This window comes from Neptunomonas sp. CHC150 (assembly GCF_030397555.1).
In the GTDB taxonomy this organism is placed as follows: domain Bacteria; phylum Pseudomonadota; class Gammaproteobacteria; order Pseudomonadales; family Balneatricaceae; genus Neptunomonas; species Neptunomonas phycophila.
In genome coordinates this window covers 35,759-50,915 of the sequence record NZ_JAPNXU010000017.1, presented here as the reverse complement: position 1 = coordinate 50,915, position 15,157 = coordinate 35,759, and the positions used below count along the sequence as shown (strand labels likewise).

Genomic DNA, 15,157 nt, shown 5'->3' with positions numbered 1-15,157 from the left:
AGATGTGTATAAGAGACAGAAGCAGCCTTGTCAATGGAGTGATCAACGAGATGGAATTCGTCAGACCAACACTGATTTGATGTTAGGTCTTGGCTATGGAGTCTCTAAGGGAAGCACTATGAGCTTTTCTTTTAAGACGGATGCCACAGGTCGTGACGGGGCAGACCTGAGGTTTAATTGGCTTAAAGCCTTTTAATGTCCCCTGACACATGGAGTGTACAAATGAAAAAAATATTTGCCACAGTAGTACTTAGTGCTGCGTTTTCATTACCTGCGATTGCGGCAGATGATGCTTCTGATATTAATGCCGTATTTGCTTTGGATGCAGCGGACTCTGCTCAAGTAGAGGTCTTATCTCAGGAAGAAATGCAAAATACTGAAGGTGCTTTTTTCCTTCACTATTTGTTCGGTGGTCTCTTCCATCATAAATACCACTACTTTGGTGGTCACTATGGCTATGGCCACGGCCACGGTGGTCATAATGGTGGCCATGGCGGTGGTCACATTCCTTGCGGTTGTTAATTTAAGCGTTGTAAAACACAAAGGCCGCGCTTAGCGGCCTTTTGCTATTTGTCGGCAGGGTTGTGTACAGGAGTTATCACCTTTATGTGGTGTTTAAGAAAGAGAGTATTCAGTATTTTCATAGGTGTTATCTGTTGTTTAGACCACACGTTTGCGAAGGATGAACTGTATTTCAAAAGCGATACTATAAATGGTGCTATACCTATTAAAAGTTGGAAGTCTCTCAGGGATGAGCGCCTAGTAAAGCAGAATCTTGATTACTCCTGTGGCTCTGCATCAATAGCTACTATTTTAAGTGAGTTCTATGGTTACCCTATCACTGAAGCAGAAGTACTCGATTTAATCGGCAAGCAAGATAAAGCGTCATTTAGTGACATGTCAAAAGCACTCAAAGAAATAGGTTTTAAGGGAGTGGGTTATGCGGCATCTTATGAGCAGCTGACTAAGCTTAAAATCCCTGTAATTGTTTATTTGAGCTACCGTAAAGATGATCATTTTTCTGTATTGCGCGGTATTGATGTGAATACGGTTTGGCTGGCCGATTCTTCATTGGGTAATAGAACTTATAGTGATTCGCAGTTTAAGGAAATGTGGGAAACTCGAGAAAATACCGAATTGGCGGGTAAAATTTTAGCGATATTGCCAGCGAATATTGCAGCGCCATCCGCTATCGACTTTTTTACTAATCAACCCCAGCGGCAGACGTCGTCCGCTGTTAATCTGCAGGCTATTCATTATCTTCCGTAACTTGTGTGGCGGCTTAATGTAGTTTTGGAAATTCCTTAGCGTATTTGCTGATCCATTCTAGAGCCGCTTCTTCGGTAGTGATGGCTCGTCCGTTTTTCTCTATGGATTGTTTATACTGCTCTATATGACACACTTGTTCGATCATGCGTATGGCATAAACTTGTTGCAGGTTGTCAAACCCTATACCCAGAAGAAAGTGATCTATATATTTCTCGCACCACATAACATGGCCTTGAGCAGAAAAAGCGGGTTGAAGTATGGGTATGACAATCTCAACACGGTCGCCGGGAGAGAAGGCCAACCTAGACTCACAAGCCAAGCCGCCTAGGCTAATATTGTGAGTTTGTGCTGGGCATTCTAATGTGTGTGATGCATCTTCGACTTGGATGGGTATTTGTGCCGGATGCCTTATGTATTGGCGTGGCATAATCACTCCTACCTGTACCAGGCGTATTGGAGCGCTTTGAGGCGCTCCGTTAATGTCATAGATTTTTGAGTGACATCCTGTAGGTAATGCTCCATGGGTGTTTAGTAGCGTTGAGCTTGTATCCTATGCCCGCAATGCAAAGTAATCGAGCTTTTCATCTACTTACACTCTGCACTTTCGGCGCTTTTTGAGCTTTCTTTAGGTATTAGAGCGTATATTTCTCCCTTTTGTTTCATCTCACCCGCTAATTTTTCGGCGCGATTGCCGCGGCCAAAAAATATATCTGCTCTAATTGGGCCGTTAATCGCTCCTCCTGTATCTTGAGCAACCATCAGGCGTTGGTAGGGGGTGTTGTCAGGGAGTGTGGTGTTAATCCATAGCGGTGTACCTAAAGGGATGACTCTACGATCAACGGCAACACTTCTCTCTTGAGTCAGAGGAACATTGAGGGATCCCCTTGGCCCTGATTCTACATCGTTGCGTAAAGTGAAGAATACATAGCTTGGGTTATGGTTTTTGAGTTCATCCGCTTCTTTGGGGTGTGACTTTAGCCAATCGTTGATGGTCTGTAACGAAACTTCTTGTGGTGTTAGCTCTCCTCGCTCAATGAGGATTTTGCCAATAGCAACATAAGGTTGACCATTTTGGTCAGCGTAACCTACGGCTACCATTGTGCCATCAGGAAGTTGGACACGTCCGGAACCTTGAATATGTAAGAAAAAAGCGGCATCCGCATCGTCTACCCATAATATTTCATTACCGGCCAGTGGTTTGTTTGCCCCATCAATCGTCGCTCTATCATAAAAGGGTACTACTTTATTGCCTTTCAATAGACCTCTGACACGCTGATTTTTTAGATCAGGGAAACGGGAGCCTAATTCCAGTTGTAGCATTGAAGGCGGGCGTTGGTAGAGCGGGTAATGATAGCGATCTGATCTTTGGTAACTGCCATTGAGTGTGGGTTCATAATAGCCTGTAAACAGGCCGCGGTTATTACCGTTATTGCCATTGATGCGATGCGGTACAAAGTGGCTTTCTAGTAGCTGGCGAATGCCTTCTTCATCGATCGGCGTGTGATTGGTTAGGGCTTCACAAAAGTTTGACCACTCGCTTTGCTTTCCCAAACGAGGGCATTGGCTTTCAAGCGCCGGTATGGCTTGTAAAGCTGTATCTTCATGCCAATTTGGTAGCTGACTCCAACATATAGGGTCGCCAATACCGGCTGCTGGATGTTCTGTAGATGTATCTTGCTTAACAGTCGAGCAGCCTGTCATCCATAGGCAGGTTAGCGTGATAAGTAGTGGGGTCTTTAAATGAGCGAATGGCATGGAAATGTCCCGAGAATGACAATGAGGCCTGTATCTTGCTTCTTCATAAGAGGTCTTGCAAGTGCTAGTAGAAATCAAAGGAAGTTAAGTGTAGCTAACGGTTTTATTTATATAAATAACAGTTGCTTAGGTATTACCTTCACTTTTCTTTTGATTAACAGGGCGGCAATGCGGCAAACATTGGCCGCAATAAATGGCTATTGAATCCGTAAATAATTGGGTGAGGTGGATATGATCGTAGCAAAAAATGATATGCAGCTTCAGTCAGGGCATGTATTGAATGAGTCAACTCAGATCATGAAAAAAGAGGTGAGGGAATCAGGCGTATTATTTAATGCGCAGTTTATTCAGGCTTCATCTGATCTATCTGGTGTAAGTCAGGCAAGCTCTACTTCTGAGGCAGAGTCGATCCAGGATACAAAAACAAAACTTTTTAATGTTCTGTTTGCCGCTATTACAGGTAAGGAGTATGTCCCGAATAGTCCTGAGCTTGCGTGCGATTGCGTTGATTCTAGTGCCCCAGTGGGTGGCTGGGAAGGTGGACGAGTGCAGCGTTCGGCTGTTACTCAAGGGCTCGGTGGCATGGCTTGGGAATCTGTCGAGGTTACGTTAACCCAGCGTTATGAGCGTACAGAAACAACCAATTTTTCTGCAACAGGTACAATTGAAACCTTGGATGGCCACGTGTTTGATGTCGATGTTTCTTTGCAAATGCATAATCAGCAAAGTTATCAATTCGATAGCGTCGAAAAGCAGACTGTTGTTTTTAAAGATCCGCTGGTGTTGAATTTTGATGGCGGGGCGGTTGAGTTAAGCGATGAGACTTTTTCGTTCGATATAGACCATGACGGTGTGTCCGATTTAATGCCGTATCTCGTCAGTGGAAGTGGTTGGTTAGCTTATGATAAAAATAATGATGGTCAAATCAATGATGGTTCTGAATTGTTTGGTGCTATTTCAGGAAGTGGTTTTGATGATCTCCTACAATACGATGAAGATAATAATGGCTTTATTGATGAGGCTGACTCAGTTTTTGACAGTTTGCAGCTATGGAAAAAAACAGAGGCAGGAGATGAGCTGACTTCGTTGCTTGGATCTGATGTAGGTGCGATTGGGCTGGCATCTTCCAGTACACCATTTATGCAGTATAACGACAATGGGGCGGTGGCAGCAGCCGTTCGTGAGACGGGCGTGTTCTTGAAGGAGTCAGGAGGTGTGGGGCTGGTGCAGCAGGTTGATATTGCCAACAAAGAGGTATCGGAGGAGGCTATTTCTTAAGGGCTTGTTGTGCGTAATTGAGCGTAACTTAACACATTTAATTACGTTAAGAATTGGTATGATAGTTTTATATTTGAAGGTTATAAGGAAAACCAATGAAGCGTAGAAGTGTCGCTCAGTTATTTTCAGTTAATGCTCGGCTGACTTGCATAGTAGCGGCCTGTACATGGGCTAATGTAACTTTTAGCCAAACGAACTCGGTTGATGTGGAGCAAGTTCGTTTGGCTACGTCAGTTGGTGCGCAGTGTGCTGGTTATTACGATGGCCTATATGCCTTGGTGCATAACTTAGACGAGGCTAAGAGCCATGTGATGCTGACGGATTTGAAATCGGTTGTGCCAGGTTTGTCTAAGCAAGATCTATTCGAATATTCCACGGCATCTATTATTATGACCAAGGGATTTATTGCCTTGCTCAATCAAACAGTAAAGCCGGCTACACCTTACACGTTAGAGTCTTTTCGGGAGGAATACGTGGGCTTTAGGCGTCAATCAATGGCGTGGAAAAATACTGACGCTGATAATCGGTACATCGATGAAATGCATCAGCAGTGTGAAAGGGTATTAAGTATCTCATATGGCAATGGAACGCTGACTGATGAGCAGGTGTCCGCTGCTGTTAAGCAGCGAGCACATGCGCTGGGCGTAGAGCTAGAAAACTAAGCAGGCGAGAGCTGATTGGATGCTTGATTAGCTCCTTGTTTGAGTAGCTCTCGTATGCCAATAATATCTGCCTCGCTCAATTTATCAATTCCTAGTGCCTCTTCGACGCAGTGGTAGAGTTGGTTTTTGAATTGGCTTGGTGCTTCTTCTGTTTCGGCGATGGCGAGACTAACGTGGCCTAGCAAATAGCTTGAGTAGAAACGGCGATCATCATCGCCTTCAGCTTCTTGTTGTAAAAGCCAGTTGTAAAGTTGTTCGCCGTTTAGCATAGACATTATTGTGTAAAACCCGGTTATTCAGTTTCTAGTGATTTAAGTTGTAGAGCATAGGTTTTGCCATCAGGCTCTGTTTGCTTGAGCTTAATGATCATGTAATCAAGGGCAGGTGCGTACCAAATATAAGTTTCACGTTTGGCATCCGTCCCTCTATCCATCTCTACTTTGATGGCGTCATACTCACCCATGGGTGAGGTGATTTTTTCAGAACCGATAATATTAAAATCATAGGTCTTTAGGCGCCCGCCATCGGCTATTTGATAGCTAAAAGGGCCTTTCTTACCAGACATGAGATCCAAGCGCATTTGTAGCTGATAACTTAACTTATCTTGGGTTCCATCGGGAACCTGCATAGTCCAAGGCTTTTTTTCAACATCATTGGTAACTTGGTTATTATTCCAATCAAAGGTCAGTTTGGCCTCGCGTGTTTTACCCAGCACCTTACGCTTGTAAAGGTAAGTATGAGGAACAACATGATCGTTGGAAAAAGTAACGGATGTATTCTCTTTAATAGAAGCGATCATTGCTTCAGCATTGGTTGAAAAGAGCCATTGACCGTTGGATGTTTGACGAAGTGACCGAGTAAGCTCTCCAGACATAGCAATGCCGATGTCAAATTCAGAAGCATAGGTCGCCTTGTATGCGGTCACATCTGCTTGTGCAGTAGGGCATAGTAAAATTCCAGAGAGTACTACACCGGATATAAGCTGGCGCAAAATCGATCTCCTTTGATCAGGTCAGTTACGCGTCGTATGCTAATCTGAATCCAGAAGGTGGTAAAAGTTCATCATCCAGAAAGATACCTGCCTCGTCAAATCGAATGCGGTCAGCACAAATAAGTTCTACGGCCAGTGGATAAGCTACATGCTCTCGCTGGTGGACTTTGGCCTGAAGGGAAGCTTCAGTATCGTCAGAGGATACAGGAACACAAGCTTGTACTAGCAATGGGCCGCCGTCTAACTCTTCAGTTACAAAGTGTACGGTGCAGCCATGTTCATTATCGCCAGCCTCTAGGGCCCGTTTGTGCGTGTGTAAACCCTTGTATTTTGGTAGTAGCGAAGGGTGTATGTTGAGCATTTTCCCGTGATAATGCTGAACAAATGCGGCGGATAAAATCCGCATAAAACCCGCTAGCACTACAAGGTCAGGTGCATACTTGTCGATCACTTGACGGGTGTGGGCGTCAAATGATTCGCGACTGTCAAAGGCTTTATGATCAATAACCGAGTATGAAATACCGGCTTGTTCTGCGCGTACTAGGCCGTAGGCATCTGCTTTGTTGCTGATAACGTGTTCGATGCGGCCATTAATATGACCCGCATCGATTGCGTTAATAATTGCTTGCAGGTTTGAGCCACTACCCGAGATCAGTACGACGATCCGTTTTGTGGACATGCTTACTCCGAATCGCTCAGCTCTACCTGTTCTTCGCCATTTTGAGCATTATCGATATGGCCAATGACCCATGCTGATTCGCCAGCATCTTTTAAAATGCTAAGTGCGTTGTCTGTTTCACTTGCTGGAACAACGATTACCATGCCAACGCCACAGTTAAATGTACGATACATTTCGCGTGGTTCAACATTACCTGCAGATTGTAGCCACTGGAATACGCCTGGCAGTGTCCATGACTGGGTATTAATAACAGCTTTGGCATCAGCGGGTAGTACGCGAGGTATGTTTTCTAGCAGTCCGCCGCCGGTAATGTGGGAAAGTGCGTTGACTTGTGATTCTTTGATCAGCTTAAGTAATGGTTTAACATAAATACGTGTGGGCTCTAAAAGCGCATCGCGTAATGGTCGACCATCGACTTCTTGTGATAAGTCTGCATCCGATACTTCAATGATTTTGCGAATTAAAGAGTAGCCATTGGAATGAGGCCCTGAAGACGCTAAAGCAATTAAAGTGTCGCCTGCGGCAACTTTTGAGCCGTCAATAATGTCGGCTTTTTCAACGACGCCAACACAGAAGCCTGCTAAGTCGTAATCGTCACCCTCGTACATGCCAGGCATTTCAGCTGTTTCGCCGCCTACCAAAGCCGCACCGGCAAGTTCGCAGCCTTGGCCAATACCGGTTACGACATCCGCTGCCATTTCAACATTAAGTTTGCCGGTAGCGTAATAGTCAAGGAAGAAAAGAGGTTCTGCACCTGCTACTACTAGGTCATTGACGCACATGCCAACAAGGTCAATACCAATGGTGTCATGTTTGTTTAGCTCCATTGCAAGACGTAATTTCGTCCCAACGCCATCCGTGCCGGATACTAAAACGGGTTGCTTGTAGCCCTCTGGAATTTCGCAGAGCGCTCCAAAGCCGCCTAAACCGCCCATTACTTCAGGGCGAGCCGTACGCTTAGCAACCCCTTTAATGCGATCAACCAAGGCATTACCTGCATCGATATCAACGCCGGCATCTTTATAACTTAAGGATTTTTTGTCGGAACCAGTAGACATGTATCTTAACCTTCAGACTGGGTAAGTGAGGTGTAAAAATATGCGCAGTATTCTATCAGGTTGATATAGCGTGGGCTATTGTATGTTGCCGATTACCTGCCATATTTATGCCTGAAATAAAAAAAATATTCTTAAAAATAAGGTTTTAGGCTTTTTCATAATTCAGTTACAGTGCCGTAAGCTTATTCGTAATATCATATATTGATTAGTAGGCAGGCGCGTTACAAGCTTGTTTTATGTTTTTAGTGAGATGCTTAGTTAAGTAATAGGGAGTGGGCATGAGCTCAGTGGAAGTGCTATTGAAAACTCAGCGGTGGTTCATCATCACGGTTGCTGTGATTTCAGGGGTTTTGTTGTATTTATTAGGGCCTATATTATCTCCGTTTCTGGCTGGCGCACTCTTAGCGTATTTGACGGATCCTTTAGCCGATCGCCTTGAAGCGGTAGGCCTAAAACGCACCTCAGCTGTTGTGGTTGTGTTTGTCGTCATGACAACCATTTTGAGTTTGTTTGTGTTGTTGCTGGTGCCGAAGTTGAGCGCTCAAGTTCAGACCCTTATAAAATTAATACCGGCGATTGCTGATATGTTTGAGAGCAAGGTGTTCCCAGCAATAGAAACATATCTTGGCACCCAGATTAGTTTTGGAGGAAGTGAGTCCATTAAACAGCTGATTACCACTCATTGGGAGCAAACCGGAAGCATAATGGCTCAGGTGGCCTCTGGGCTTACCAAGTCTGGTTTGGCGGTAATGGGCTGGCTAACAAATTTACTGTTAATCCCTGTCGTTACTTTCTATTTATTACGTGATTGGGACGTCATGATGGCTAAGATAGGCCGTCTGTTGCCTCGTAACTTAGAGCCAACAGTTACCTCATGGGCAACTGAGTGTGATGAGGTTCTGGCTGCGTTTATAAAAGGACAGTTGCTCGTTATGTTGATGCTGGGGGCTATTTATGCCCTGGGTCTGTGGGCAATAGGCGTTGATTTGGCGCTACTAATTGGGTTAATTGCAGGGTTGGCTAGCATTGTTCCCTACATGGGGACAATTGTAGGTATCGCAGTAGCGGCTATTGCTGCTTATATACAGTTTAATGAGCCATCCATACTGTTGTGGGTAGCATTGGTGTTTGGAATAGGCCAAATGTTAGAAGGCATGGTGCTTACTCCTTTACTGGTTGGTGATAAAATAGGTTTGCATCCGGTTGCGGTAATTTTTGCCATTATGGCCGGTGGTCAGTTATTTGGTTTTGTTGGTGTTCTTATAGCACTACCCGTTGCGGCCGTAATTATGGTATTTTTGCGCCATCTTCATGATGGGTATAAAAATAGCCATCTTTATGGTTCAGAAACTCCCCGGCCTATCGCTGAGGATGAGCCATCCGACACACAGGAATTTGAGACAGATGAACAGCGCTAATGCGCCTCAGCAACTGCCTTTAGGCGTTTCCCTTCAAGACGAGGCTCGGTTTGAAAACTTTATGACCGGGGAAAATGGTCTTGTGTGCTCTATGCTGCGACAAGCGGCAGAAGGCAGAGGCGAGCAATTCCTGTATATCTGGGGTTATGAAGGAGTGGGGTGTTCCCATTTGCTACAAGCCGCTTGCCATACTGCAGAGCCGCTAAAGCGTACAGCTGTCTATTTACCATTAGCTGATTTGATCTCCTTAAGTCCCGTTATTTTAGAAGGGATGGAGCATCTTAACTTGGTGTGCGTAGATAATGTGGAAGCAATTGCGGGGAATAAAGTGTGGGAGGAAGCACTTTTTCATCTTTATAACCGCATCCGGCAAGAACAAAACACGCTTATCGTAGCGGCAAACACGCCTCCCAGACAATTGACTATCAAGTTGCCTGATTTGGTTTCGCGATTAAGTTGGGGTGGTGTGTTTAGTGTTTCCGAGCTCGACGATGAAGGTAAAGCCGCTGCTATTGCCATGCGCGCCAAGATTCGCGGGTTTGAATTAACAGAAGAAGTCGCTAAGTATTTAGTTCATCATGCTAGCCGCAATATGTCTGACCTTTGTTTAATGTTAGAGCGTTTGGATAAGGCATCATTGATGGCTCAGCGCAAAGTCACAATCCCGTTCATCAAGCAGGAAATGGGGTGGTAGTTTTTTCTGCTACTTTTGTCGCCTCCCTATCATGAGTTCATTTCGTATAATCGCTAATCATGCCGATTTTATTATTATCAATAAGGCGCCAGGTATCTCTGTCCATAAAGATGATAATGAGTCAGGCCTAACAATGGAGTTATCGGCTGCACTGGGTATTCATGTTTACCTGGTACACCGGCTTGATAAAGTAACGTCGGGTGTTATGGTTTTTGCTAAGTCAGCTGACGCTGCTGCTGAGATAGCTGATCAGTTTGCTAAGAAGACGGTAAAAAAATTCTATATAGCGCTGAGCGATAAAAAACCCAGTAAAAAACAGGGCCTTGTTAAAGGCGACATGATAAAAGCGCGACGTGGCGCATGGAAGTTAACTAAAACTAATACTTCACCAGCGCAGACACATTTTTTTAGTATGAGCCCCTCGCCAGGGCGTCGTTTGTTTTTGTTAAAGCCCTCTACTGGTAAAACTCACCAACTACGTGTGGCTTTAAAAAGCATAGGGGCGCCTGTCCTTGGAGACGCTCAATATAGTGGCTCGCCAGCTGATAGAACGTATTTGCACGCATGGCAGTTGATGTTTTCTTTTAACGAAAATTATTATCATTTTATTGCCCAGCCGGAATGGGGACGTTTTTTTGATTGCCCAGAAGTCGAGGCTCAACTGAAGCGCTGGGAACAACCAGCCAGCCTCAAGTGGCCGGCAAACAACGAATAGAGAGATAAGTTATGGGAACGCCTACGTCACGTGATTTTTATGCTCGAGACAAAGAAGAGCAAAAGGCATTTTTAGAAACCACTTGGTGTGATCACTGCATGAAAGCTGATTTAGGGATGCAGGAGCCTGTTGAATATGAACTAGAAGGCACAATCTTCATTGAAGGGCAGTGTCTGCAATGTGGTCAAGCCGTGTATACCGAGTTAACGGATGATGATATTTAGTTGCATGGGCGACAATGGGTTTAAGTGGTTGGCAGTCAATATTTTCAGGTAGGTGATTAGCGTGTCTAGTTATGACAATCGGTTTGGGGGTACGCGTCGCTTATATGGGAGCGATGCAGTCGAGCGTTTTCGTTCGTCGCATGTGTGCGTGGTAGGTATTGGTGGTGTAGGTTCTTGGGTGGCAGAGGCACTGGCCCGTTCAGGAGTAGGTGAAATTACTCTGATTGATCAAGATGACATTTGTGAAACGAATATTAATAGGCAGATACATGCGTTAGACGGTGCTGTAGGTCAATCAAAAATAGCCCAAATGGCAGAACGGATAAGGCTTATTAATCCGGAGTGCTTAGTGCATGAAGAATCAGCCTTTATTAATAAAGAGAATACTGCCGACCTAATTGGTGATTACTTTGACTATGTGGTTGATGCAATAGACAGTGTAAAAGACAAAGCCGCATTAATTGCTTATTGTCGTCGCAATAAAGTACCAGTAATTTGTGTTGGTGGTGCTGGAGGGCAGTTAGACCCGACTTGTGTGAGTGTATGCGACCTATCTAAAACACATAATGATCCATTAGCTGCTAAAGTTAGATCATTCCTCCGCCGACACTATAATTATAGTAAAAGTGGTAAGAAGTTTGGCGTGGAATGTGTGTTTTCGACGGAGCAGCTGCGCTATCCGCAAGCGGATGGTTCGGTTTGTAACCAAAAAAACCTTGATGAAGGACTGACTCGACTAGATTGTGATGGGGGTTTTGGCGCTGCGGTTGTAGTGACATCCACATTCGGTATGGTTGCAGCATCACGGGTATTGAACAAGTTGATGCTTAAAGCAGATATTGAGGCTGGCGCAACACGTTAATTTGCCTCTCACTATTGAGAAGCGGAATTAACTAACCGGTTGAAGTAGCTTGGACGCAAAAATAACAAACGCGATCATGGATGACCGGTCATCAAGGGAAGGTATTTCATGGTTAAGCATACAGAAGACAAAACGGCTCAAACTATCGCGATTTCGAACAATCTAGAACCGAAAGCGGGTGGTATTGAAGAAGAATCGCTTCTTTGTGAGCGCTGGCCTGTGTCTAACTTAGTGGCAATCCTTAATAACCCGGCCGATATGATTACTCATTATGAGGACGACTTTCTGAGTTTTCATGAGGAGTCTGGTAAGTTGATTGAGGCCTTGTTAGGCAACGTGCAATTGGGGATGTTGAATGTCCGCTTTGGTGTGGGCGGTGTCACTACGGATATGGCTCAGCCTTTCGAGCTGTCCGCTGCTTTTTTGGAGTTTCTTTGGAAAACCGAGCGGCCAATTTGCCACTGGATTCGCCATCAGGCATCAGAAATAGACATTGTTGCTAGCCAAGGTCGAGCTTACGCAATAGCTGATGCAGCATGTGAGGTTCAGAATATAACGGGTATGTCCCGCAAGGAAGCGATCAGTAATCAGTGTTACAGCTCTTATTTGCGCCAAATTTATTTGCGTGCTTTCAATCTTTATGGCGTATTTCCTCTTAAAAAAGAAGAGCTGGGGCTGAAAGGGATTGATCCGATTGCGCACGTATCTAAAGGGCGTTCATTTGATCCCTCCGCTTGTAATGGTCCGCAGTTAGAAATGTATGCACGGGAACACTTTTTTAATTTCTCCATCGATTTTGAAGTTTTTTCTATTCTGAAAAATTTGCCGTATCGCTTCTCGCTTCCCGAGCAGCTGCAAACGCGTGACTGGAAAAAGGTCATACAGATAGAGTTAACATCCAGTTGGATGCGCGGCGAATCAGGGCAGTGGTTAGAAGCAGCGCTAGAGACATTAAACCGGTATGACATTAATCAAACCAAGCAGCACACCGGTTAATTCGTTGTGCTGTGCTGCAAGACAAAATGGCGGCCTTGCTGTATAGTTGCCGCCGTTTAAATAATGCATCGGAGCTAGATAATGTCTCATACCGTCGTATGCGCTTTGTACAAATTTGTAACGCTAGATGATTACGAAGCCATTCGTGAGCCTTTAACTCAAGTAATGGAGCGTAACCACGTTCGAGGCACCTTGTTGCTTGCTAGAGAAGGAATTAACGGCACTGTTTCAGGTAGCCGTGAGGGTATTGATGCGTTATTGGCTTGGTTGAAATCAGATAGTCGATTGGCTGATCTCGATTACAAAGAGTCACTTCATGAAGTGCCGCCTTTTAAACGCACTAAAGTTAAGCTTAAAAAAGAGATAGTGACGTTAGGAGTTGAGGGGATTGATCCTAAGCAGGTTGTGGGTACTTATGTGGACCCTAAAGCTTGGAATGATCTCATCAGTGACCCTGAAGTTTTGCTGGTGGACACGCGTAATGATTATGAAGTTCAAGTAGGGACATTCAAAAACGCGGTTAATCCAGAAACAGATACCTTTCGTGAGTTTCCTGAGTACGTAAAACAGAATTTAGATCCGACTAAACATAAGAAAGTGGCCATGTTTTGTACGGGCGGTATACGTTGTGAAAAATCGACAGCGTATATGAAAGAACAAGGTTTTGATGAGGTTTATCACTTAAAAGGTGGGATTCTCAAGTACTTAGAAGAAGTTCCTCAAGAGGAATCTTTATGGGAAGGCGAATGCTTTGTGTTCGATGATCGTGTAACTGTAAATCATCAACTCGAAAAAGGGCATTATGATTTATGTAATGCGTGCCGTTTGCCTATAACAGAAGAAGATAAACTATCGGATCAGTACGAAAAAGGCGTGAGTTGTCCTCATTGTTTTGGTACTCACTCGCCGGAGCAAATCGAGCGTTTTCGTCAGCGCGAATTGCAAATGTCTTTAGCTCAAGCGCGTGGTGAAGGGCATATTGGTAAAGATGCTCTTACAACAATGGATCAGCGTCGTGCCGCTAAACGTGCTGAGCGTGAACGACAACGAGCACTAAACGAAAAAGCGTTGGCTAAAAAATCGATGAAGCGATAGCAGTAAAATGCAAGAGTATCGCTTGTTAGGAACCGTAACAACCTCGCTAACTCGTCAGGAGTTAGCGACTCATCTACAAGCGTTAGGTTGGCGTATATTAAGCGCTGACGATGAAGAGACCTTGCTTCACAATTCCCCTGTTATGTTGGCTCTTGACTCTGAAACTGAATCAAGTGCTCATCTGTCAAAGATTAATTCTATTTTGCTCAGCGCCAGCTATGAGGGCGAACCGGCTACCATTGAGCCATTCATTAATGAGCTGATACGTTTATCATCTAACGACGAAAAGCCTCTACAATTTTCTATAGATCTATTTGGTGATGCGGCTAGGCTTGTTAGACGTTTTATTGGTTAGTGCTTCCCTAAGCCTTACAGGGTTATCTTTTGCTTTTGGCGCTGCCTTTAGGCGTAAGAATAACGGCAATTATCCTAGTCTGTGCTATAAAGATACATGGAGTTAAAAAACAATTAGGAGTGTTGTCATGGTGGGTGCTATTCAGAGTGCCGCAGACGAAGCTACAGCGGATCTGCCAGTATTAGAGGCGTTACTAAAAGGTGTTGATCAAACCGTATTTCTTCTTAATGGCACAGGTGAAATAACACGTGTCCATGAAGGAACTGCCAGTTGGATGAGGGGCGAAAAGTTACGGGGTCTCACTTTGTTTCCTCTATTCGAAGAGCCCGATGCCGAGGTGCTAAAGCAAGCATTTGATCAATCATTAACTGCGCTAGCGGGTGAGGGTGTGCAAAAGCATCAGATCACACTAAAACCCGAACATTTATTGCAATTGCATGAGGCGGGTTTGGATCAGCAGCGCGCTATAGAATTTAGCTTTTCGGCCATAGATCCTCATCATATTCTTTTTATGATGAGTGATATCTCAGAGTCACGTCAGTTAAATCAAAAAATTTCGCAGCAAGCTCAACGAGATCCGCTGACAGGTGCCTATAATCGCCGTTCTCTCATGACTATTTTACAGCAGTCTGTTGCGCAAGCGCTGCGTTATGACTGGGTGTGTTCATTTCTCTTAATTGATATCGATCATTTTAGTGATATCAACGACAAGCAAGGCTTAGATGCAGGAGATCAAGTGTTGCAGGCATTTGTGACTGCTCTGCATGGCTTTAAGCGAACCGCTGATTTTTTTGCCCGTTATTCCGATGATAGATTTGTAATGTTTTTGCCTGAAACTAACCAAGATCAAGCGATGTTGGCGGCTGAACGGGTTCGTGTTCTTGCAGAAAATTTAGAAATTCCTTTCCCTACCGGTGACCTGAGTTTTACTGTCAGCATAGGTATATCGACTTTAATGTATCCAGAAGATGAGCCTGAAGTAATGCTCAAGCGTGCAGAAGAAAACCTGTTTATTGCTAAGCAATCTGGCAGTAACCGTATTGAAGGCGAACCTATTTAAGGTTTTTACGCATTTATTCTGTATCTGCCCTCTGTTCATGGGGGCA

19 protein-coding genes and 1 pseudogene are annotated in these 15,157 nt (G+C 44.5%); 14 read left to right on the top strand and 6 right to left on the bottom strand.

Going from position 1 to position 15,157, the window contains the following annotated elements; all coding sequences use genetic code 11:
- From OW491_RS17820 to OW491_RS17810, 3 genes and pseudogenes are all read left to right on the top strand, one after another.
- Positions 1-196, top strand: a pseudogene (locus OW491_RS17820) (hypothetical protein); the annotation flags it as partial.
- Between the two features lie 26 nt (positions 197-222).
- Complete coding sequence (locus tag OW491_RS17815) at positions 223-522, top strand: hypothetical protein (RefSeq protein WP_290037240.1); 300 nt, start codon at positions 223-225, stop codon at positions 520-522.
- An 84-nt stretch (positions 523-606) separates the two neighbouring features.
- A complete protein-coding gene (locus tag OW491_RS17810) occupies positions 607-1,269 on the top strand; it encodes a cysteine peptidase family C39 domain-containing protein (protein WP_083609954.1) in 663 nt (220 codons plus the stop codon).
- Between the two features lie 13 nt (positions 1,270-1,282).
- Here the strand turns inward: OW491_RS17810 and OW491_RS17805 are convergent, their stop codons facing one another.
- Together OW491_RS17805 and OW491_RS17800 are read right to left on the bottom strand one after the other, a co-directional pair.
- On the bottom strand, positions 1,283-1,696 hold the full coding sequence (locus tag OW491_RS17805) for a PilZ domain-containing protein (RefSeq protein ID WP_075172053.1): 414 nt from the start codon (positions 1,694-1,696) through the stop codon (positions 1,283-1,285).
- Between the two features lie 158 nt (positions 1,697-1,854).
- The gene (locus tag OW491_RS17800; protein WP_290037238.1) at positions 1,855-3,024 is read right to left on the bottom strand and encodes an MltA domain-containing protein; all 1,170 of its coding nucleotides are present in this window, start codon (positions 3,022-3,024) and stop codon (positions 1,855-1,857) included.
- Positions 3,025-3,255: 231 nt separating this feature from the next.
- On the opposite strand from OW491_RS17800, the gene OW491_RS17795 reads away from it, so the two are divergent.
- Positions 3,256-4,302, top strand: coding sequence for a hypothetical protein (locus OW491_RS17795; protein WP_178968652.1), 1,047 nt, complete (start codon positions 3,256-3,258; stop codon positions 4,300-4,302).
- 95 nt (positions 4,303-4,397) lie between these two features.
- Positions 4,398-4,964, top strand: a complete 567-nt coding sequence (locus OW491_RS17790) for a hypothetical protein (RefSeq protein WP_290037236.1) — start codon at positions 4,398-4,400, stop codon at positions 4,962-4,964.
- On the opposite strand, the gene OW491_RS17785 is transcribed toward OW491_RS17790, so the two are convergent.
- Genes OW491_RS17785 through purM form a run of 4 tightly spaced genes read right to left on the bottom strand, consistent with a single transcriptional unit; the run spans position 4,961 to position 7,692 of the window.
- Positions 4,961-5,239 carry a YfcL family protein gene (locus tag OW491_RS17785; RefSeq protein WP_290037235.1) on the bottom strand — a complete coding sequence of 93 codons (279 nt, stop codon included), beginning with the start codon at positions 5,237-5,239 and terminating at the stop codon, positions 4,961-4,963. The two genes, OW491_RS17790 and OW491_RS17785, sit on opposite strands and share 4 nt — an antisense overlap.
- Positions 5,240-5,256: 17 nt before the next feature.
- Positions 5,257-5,955 carry a DUF3108 domain-containing protein gene (locus OW491_RS17780; RefSeq protein ID WP_075179929.1) on the bottom strand — a complete coding sequence of 233 codons (699 nt, stop codon included), beginning with the start codon at positions 5,953-5,955 and terminating at the stop codon, positions 5,257-5,259.
- Positions 5,956-5,980: 25 nt separating this feature from the next.
- Positions 5,981-6,634, bottom strand: a complete 654-nt coding sequence (gene purN / locus OW491_RS17775; protein ID WP_277252608.1) for a phosphoribosylglycinamide formyltransferase — start codon at positions 6,632-6,634, stop codon at positions 5,981-5,983.
- A gap of 2 nt (positions 6,635-6,636) precedes the next feature.
- Positions 6,637-7,692 (bottom strand): phosphoribosylformylglycinamidine cyclo-ligase, encoded by a 1,056-nt coding sequence (gene purM / locus OW491_RS17770; RefSeq protein ID WP_075179927.1) that lies wholly within the window; start codon positions 7,690-7,692, stop codon positions 6,637-6,639.
- 278 nt (positions 7,693-7,970) lie between these two features.
- Between purM and OW491_RS17765 the strand changes: the two genes are divergently transcribed.
- From OW491_RS17765 to OW491_RS17725, 9 genes are all read left to right on the top strand, one after another.
- Positions 7,971-9,110: an AI-2E family transporter gene (locus OW491_RS17765; protein WP_075172061.1), complete on the top strand. Its 1,140-nt coding sequence runs from the start codon at positions 7,971-7,973 to the stop codon at positions 9,108-9,110.
- On the top strand, positions 9,097-9,804 hold the full coding sequence (gene hda / locus OW491_RS17760) for a DnaA regulatory inactivator Hda (RefSeq protein ID WP_075172062.1): 708 nt from the start codon (positions 9,097-9,099) through the stop codon (positions 9,802-9,804). The genes OW491_RS17765 and hda overlap by 14 nt, the downstream gene beginning before the upstream one ends.
- Before the next feature lie 31 nt (positions 9,805-9,835).
- On the top strand, positions 9,836-10,519 hold the full coding sequence (locus tag OW491_RS17755; protein WP_290037231.1) for a TIGR01621 family pseudouridine synthase: 684 nt from the start codon (positions 9,836-9,838) through the stop codon (positions 10,517-10,519).
- 11 nt (positions 10,520-10,530) lie between these two features.
- Entirely contained in the window at positions 10,531-10,743 is a 213-nt protein-coding gene (locus OW491_RS17750; RefSeq protein WP_075172064.1) for a hypothetical protein, read from the top strand.
- Positions 10,744-10,804: 61 nt separating this feature from the next.
- Positions 10,805-11,605 carry a tRNA cyclic N6-threonylcarbamoyladenosine(37) synthase TcdA gene (gene tcdA / locus OW491_RS17745; RefSeq protein ID WP_178968654.1) on the top strand — a complete coding sequence of 267 codons (801 nt, stop codon included), beginning with the start codon at positions 10,805-10,807 and terminating at the stop codon, positions 11,603-11,605.
- A gap of 108 nt (positions 11,606-11,713) precedes the next feature.
- Positions 11,714-12,601: a hypothetical protein gene (locus OW491_RS17740; protein ID WP_277252605.1), complete on the top strand. Its 888-nt coding sequence runs from the start codon at positions 11,714-11,716 to the stop codon at positions 12,599-12,601.
- Positions 12,602-12,682: 81 nt separating this feature from the next.
- Entirely contained in the window at positions 12,683-13,696 is a 1,014-nt protein-coding gene (locus tag OW491_RS17735; protein WP_075172067.1) for a rhodanese-related sulfurtransferase, read from the top strand.
- A gap of 7 nt (positions 13,697-13,703) precedes the next feature.
- Positions 13,704-14,051, top strand: coding sequence for a hypothetical protein (locus OW491_RS17730; protein WP_075179923.1), 348 nt, complete (start codon positions 13,704-13,706; stop codon positions 14,049-14,051).
- A 127-nt stretch (positions 14,052-14,178) separates the two neighbouring features.
- A complete protein-coding gene (locus tag OW491_RS17725; protein WP_290037229.1) occupies positions 14,179-15,111 on the top strand; it encodes a GGDEF domain-containing protein in 933 nt (310 codons plus the stop codon).
- Positions 15,112-15,157 lie beyond the last annotated feature (46 nt).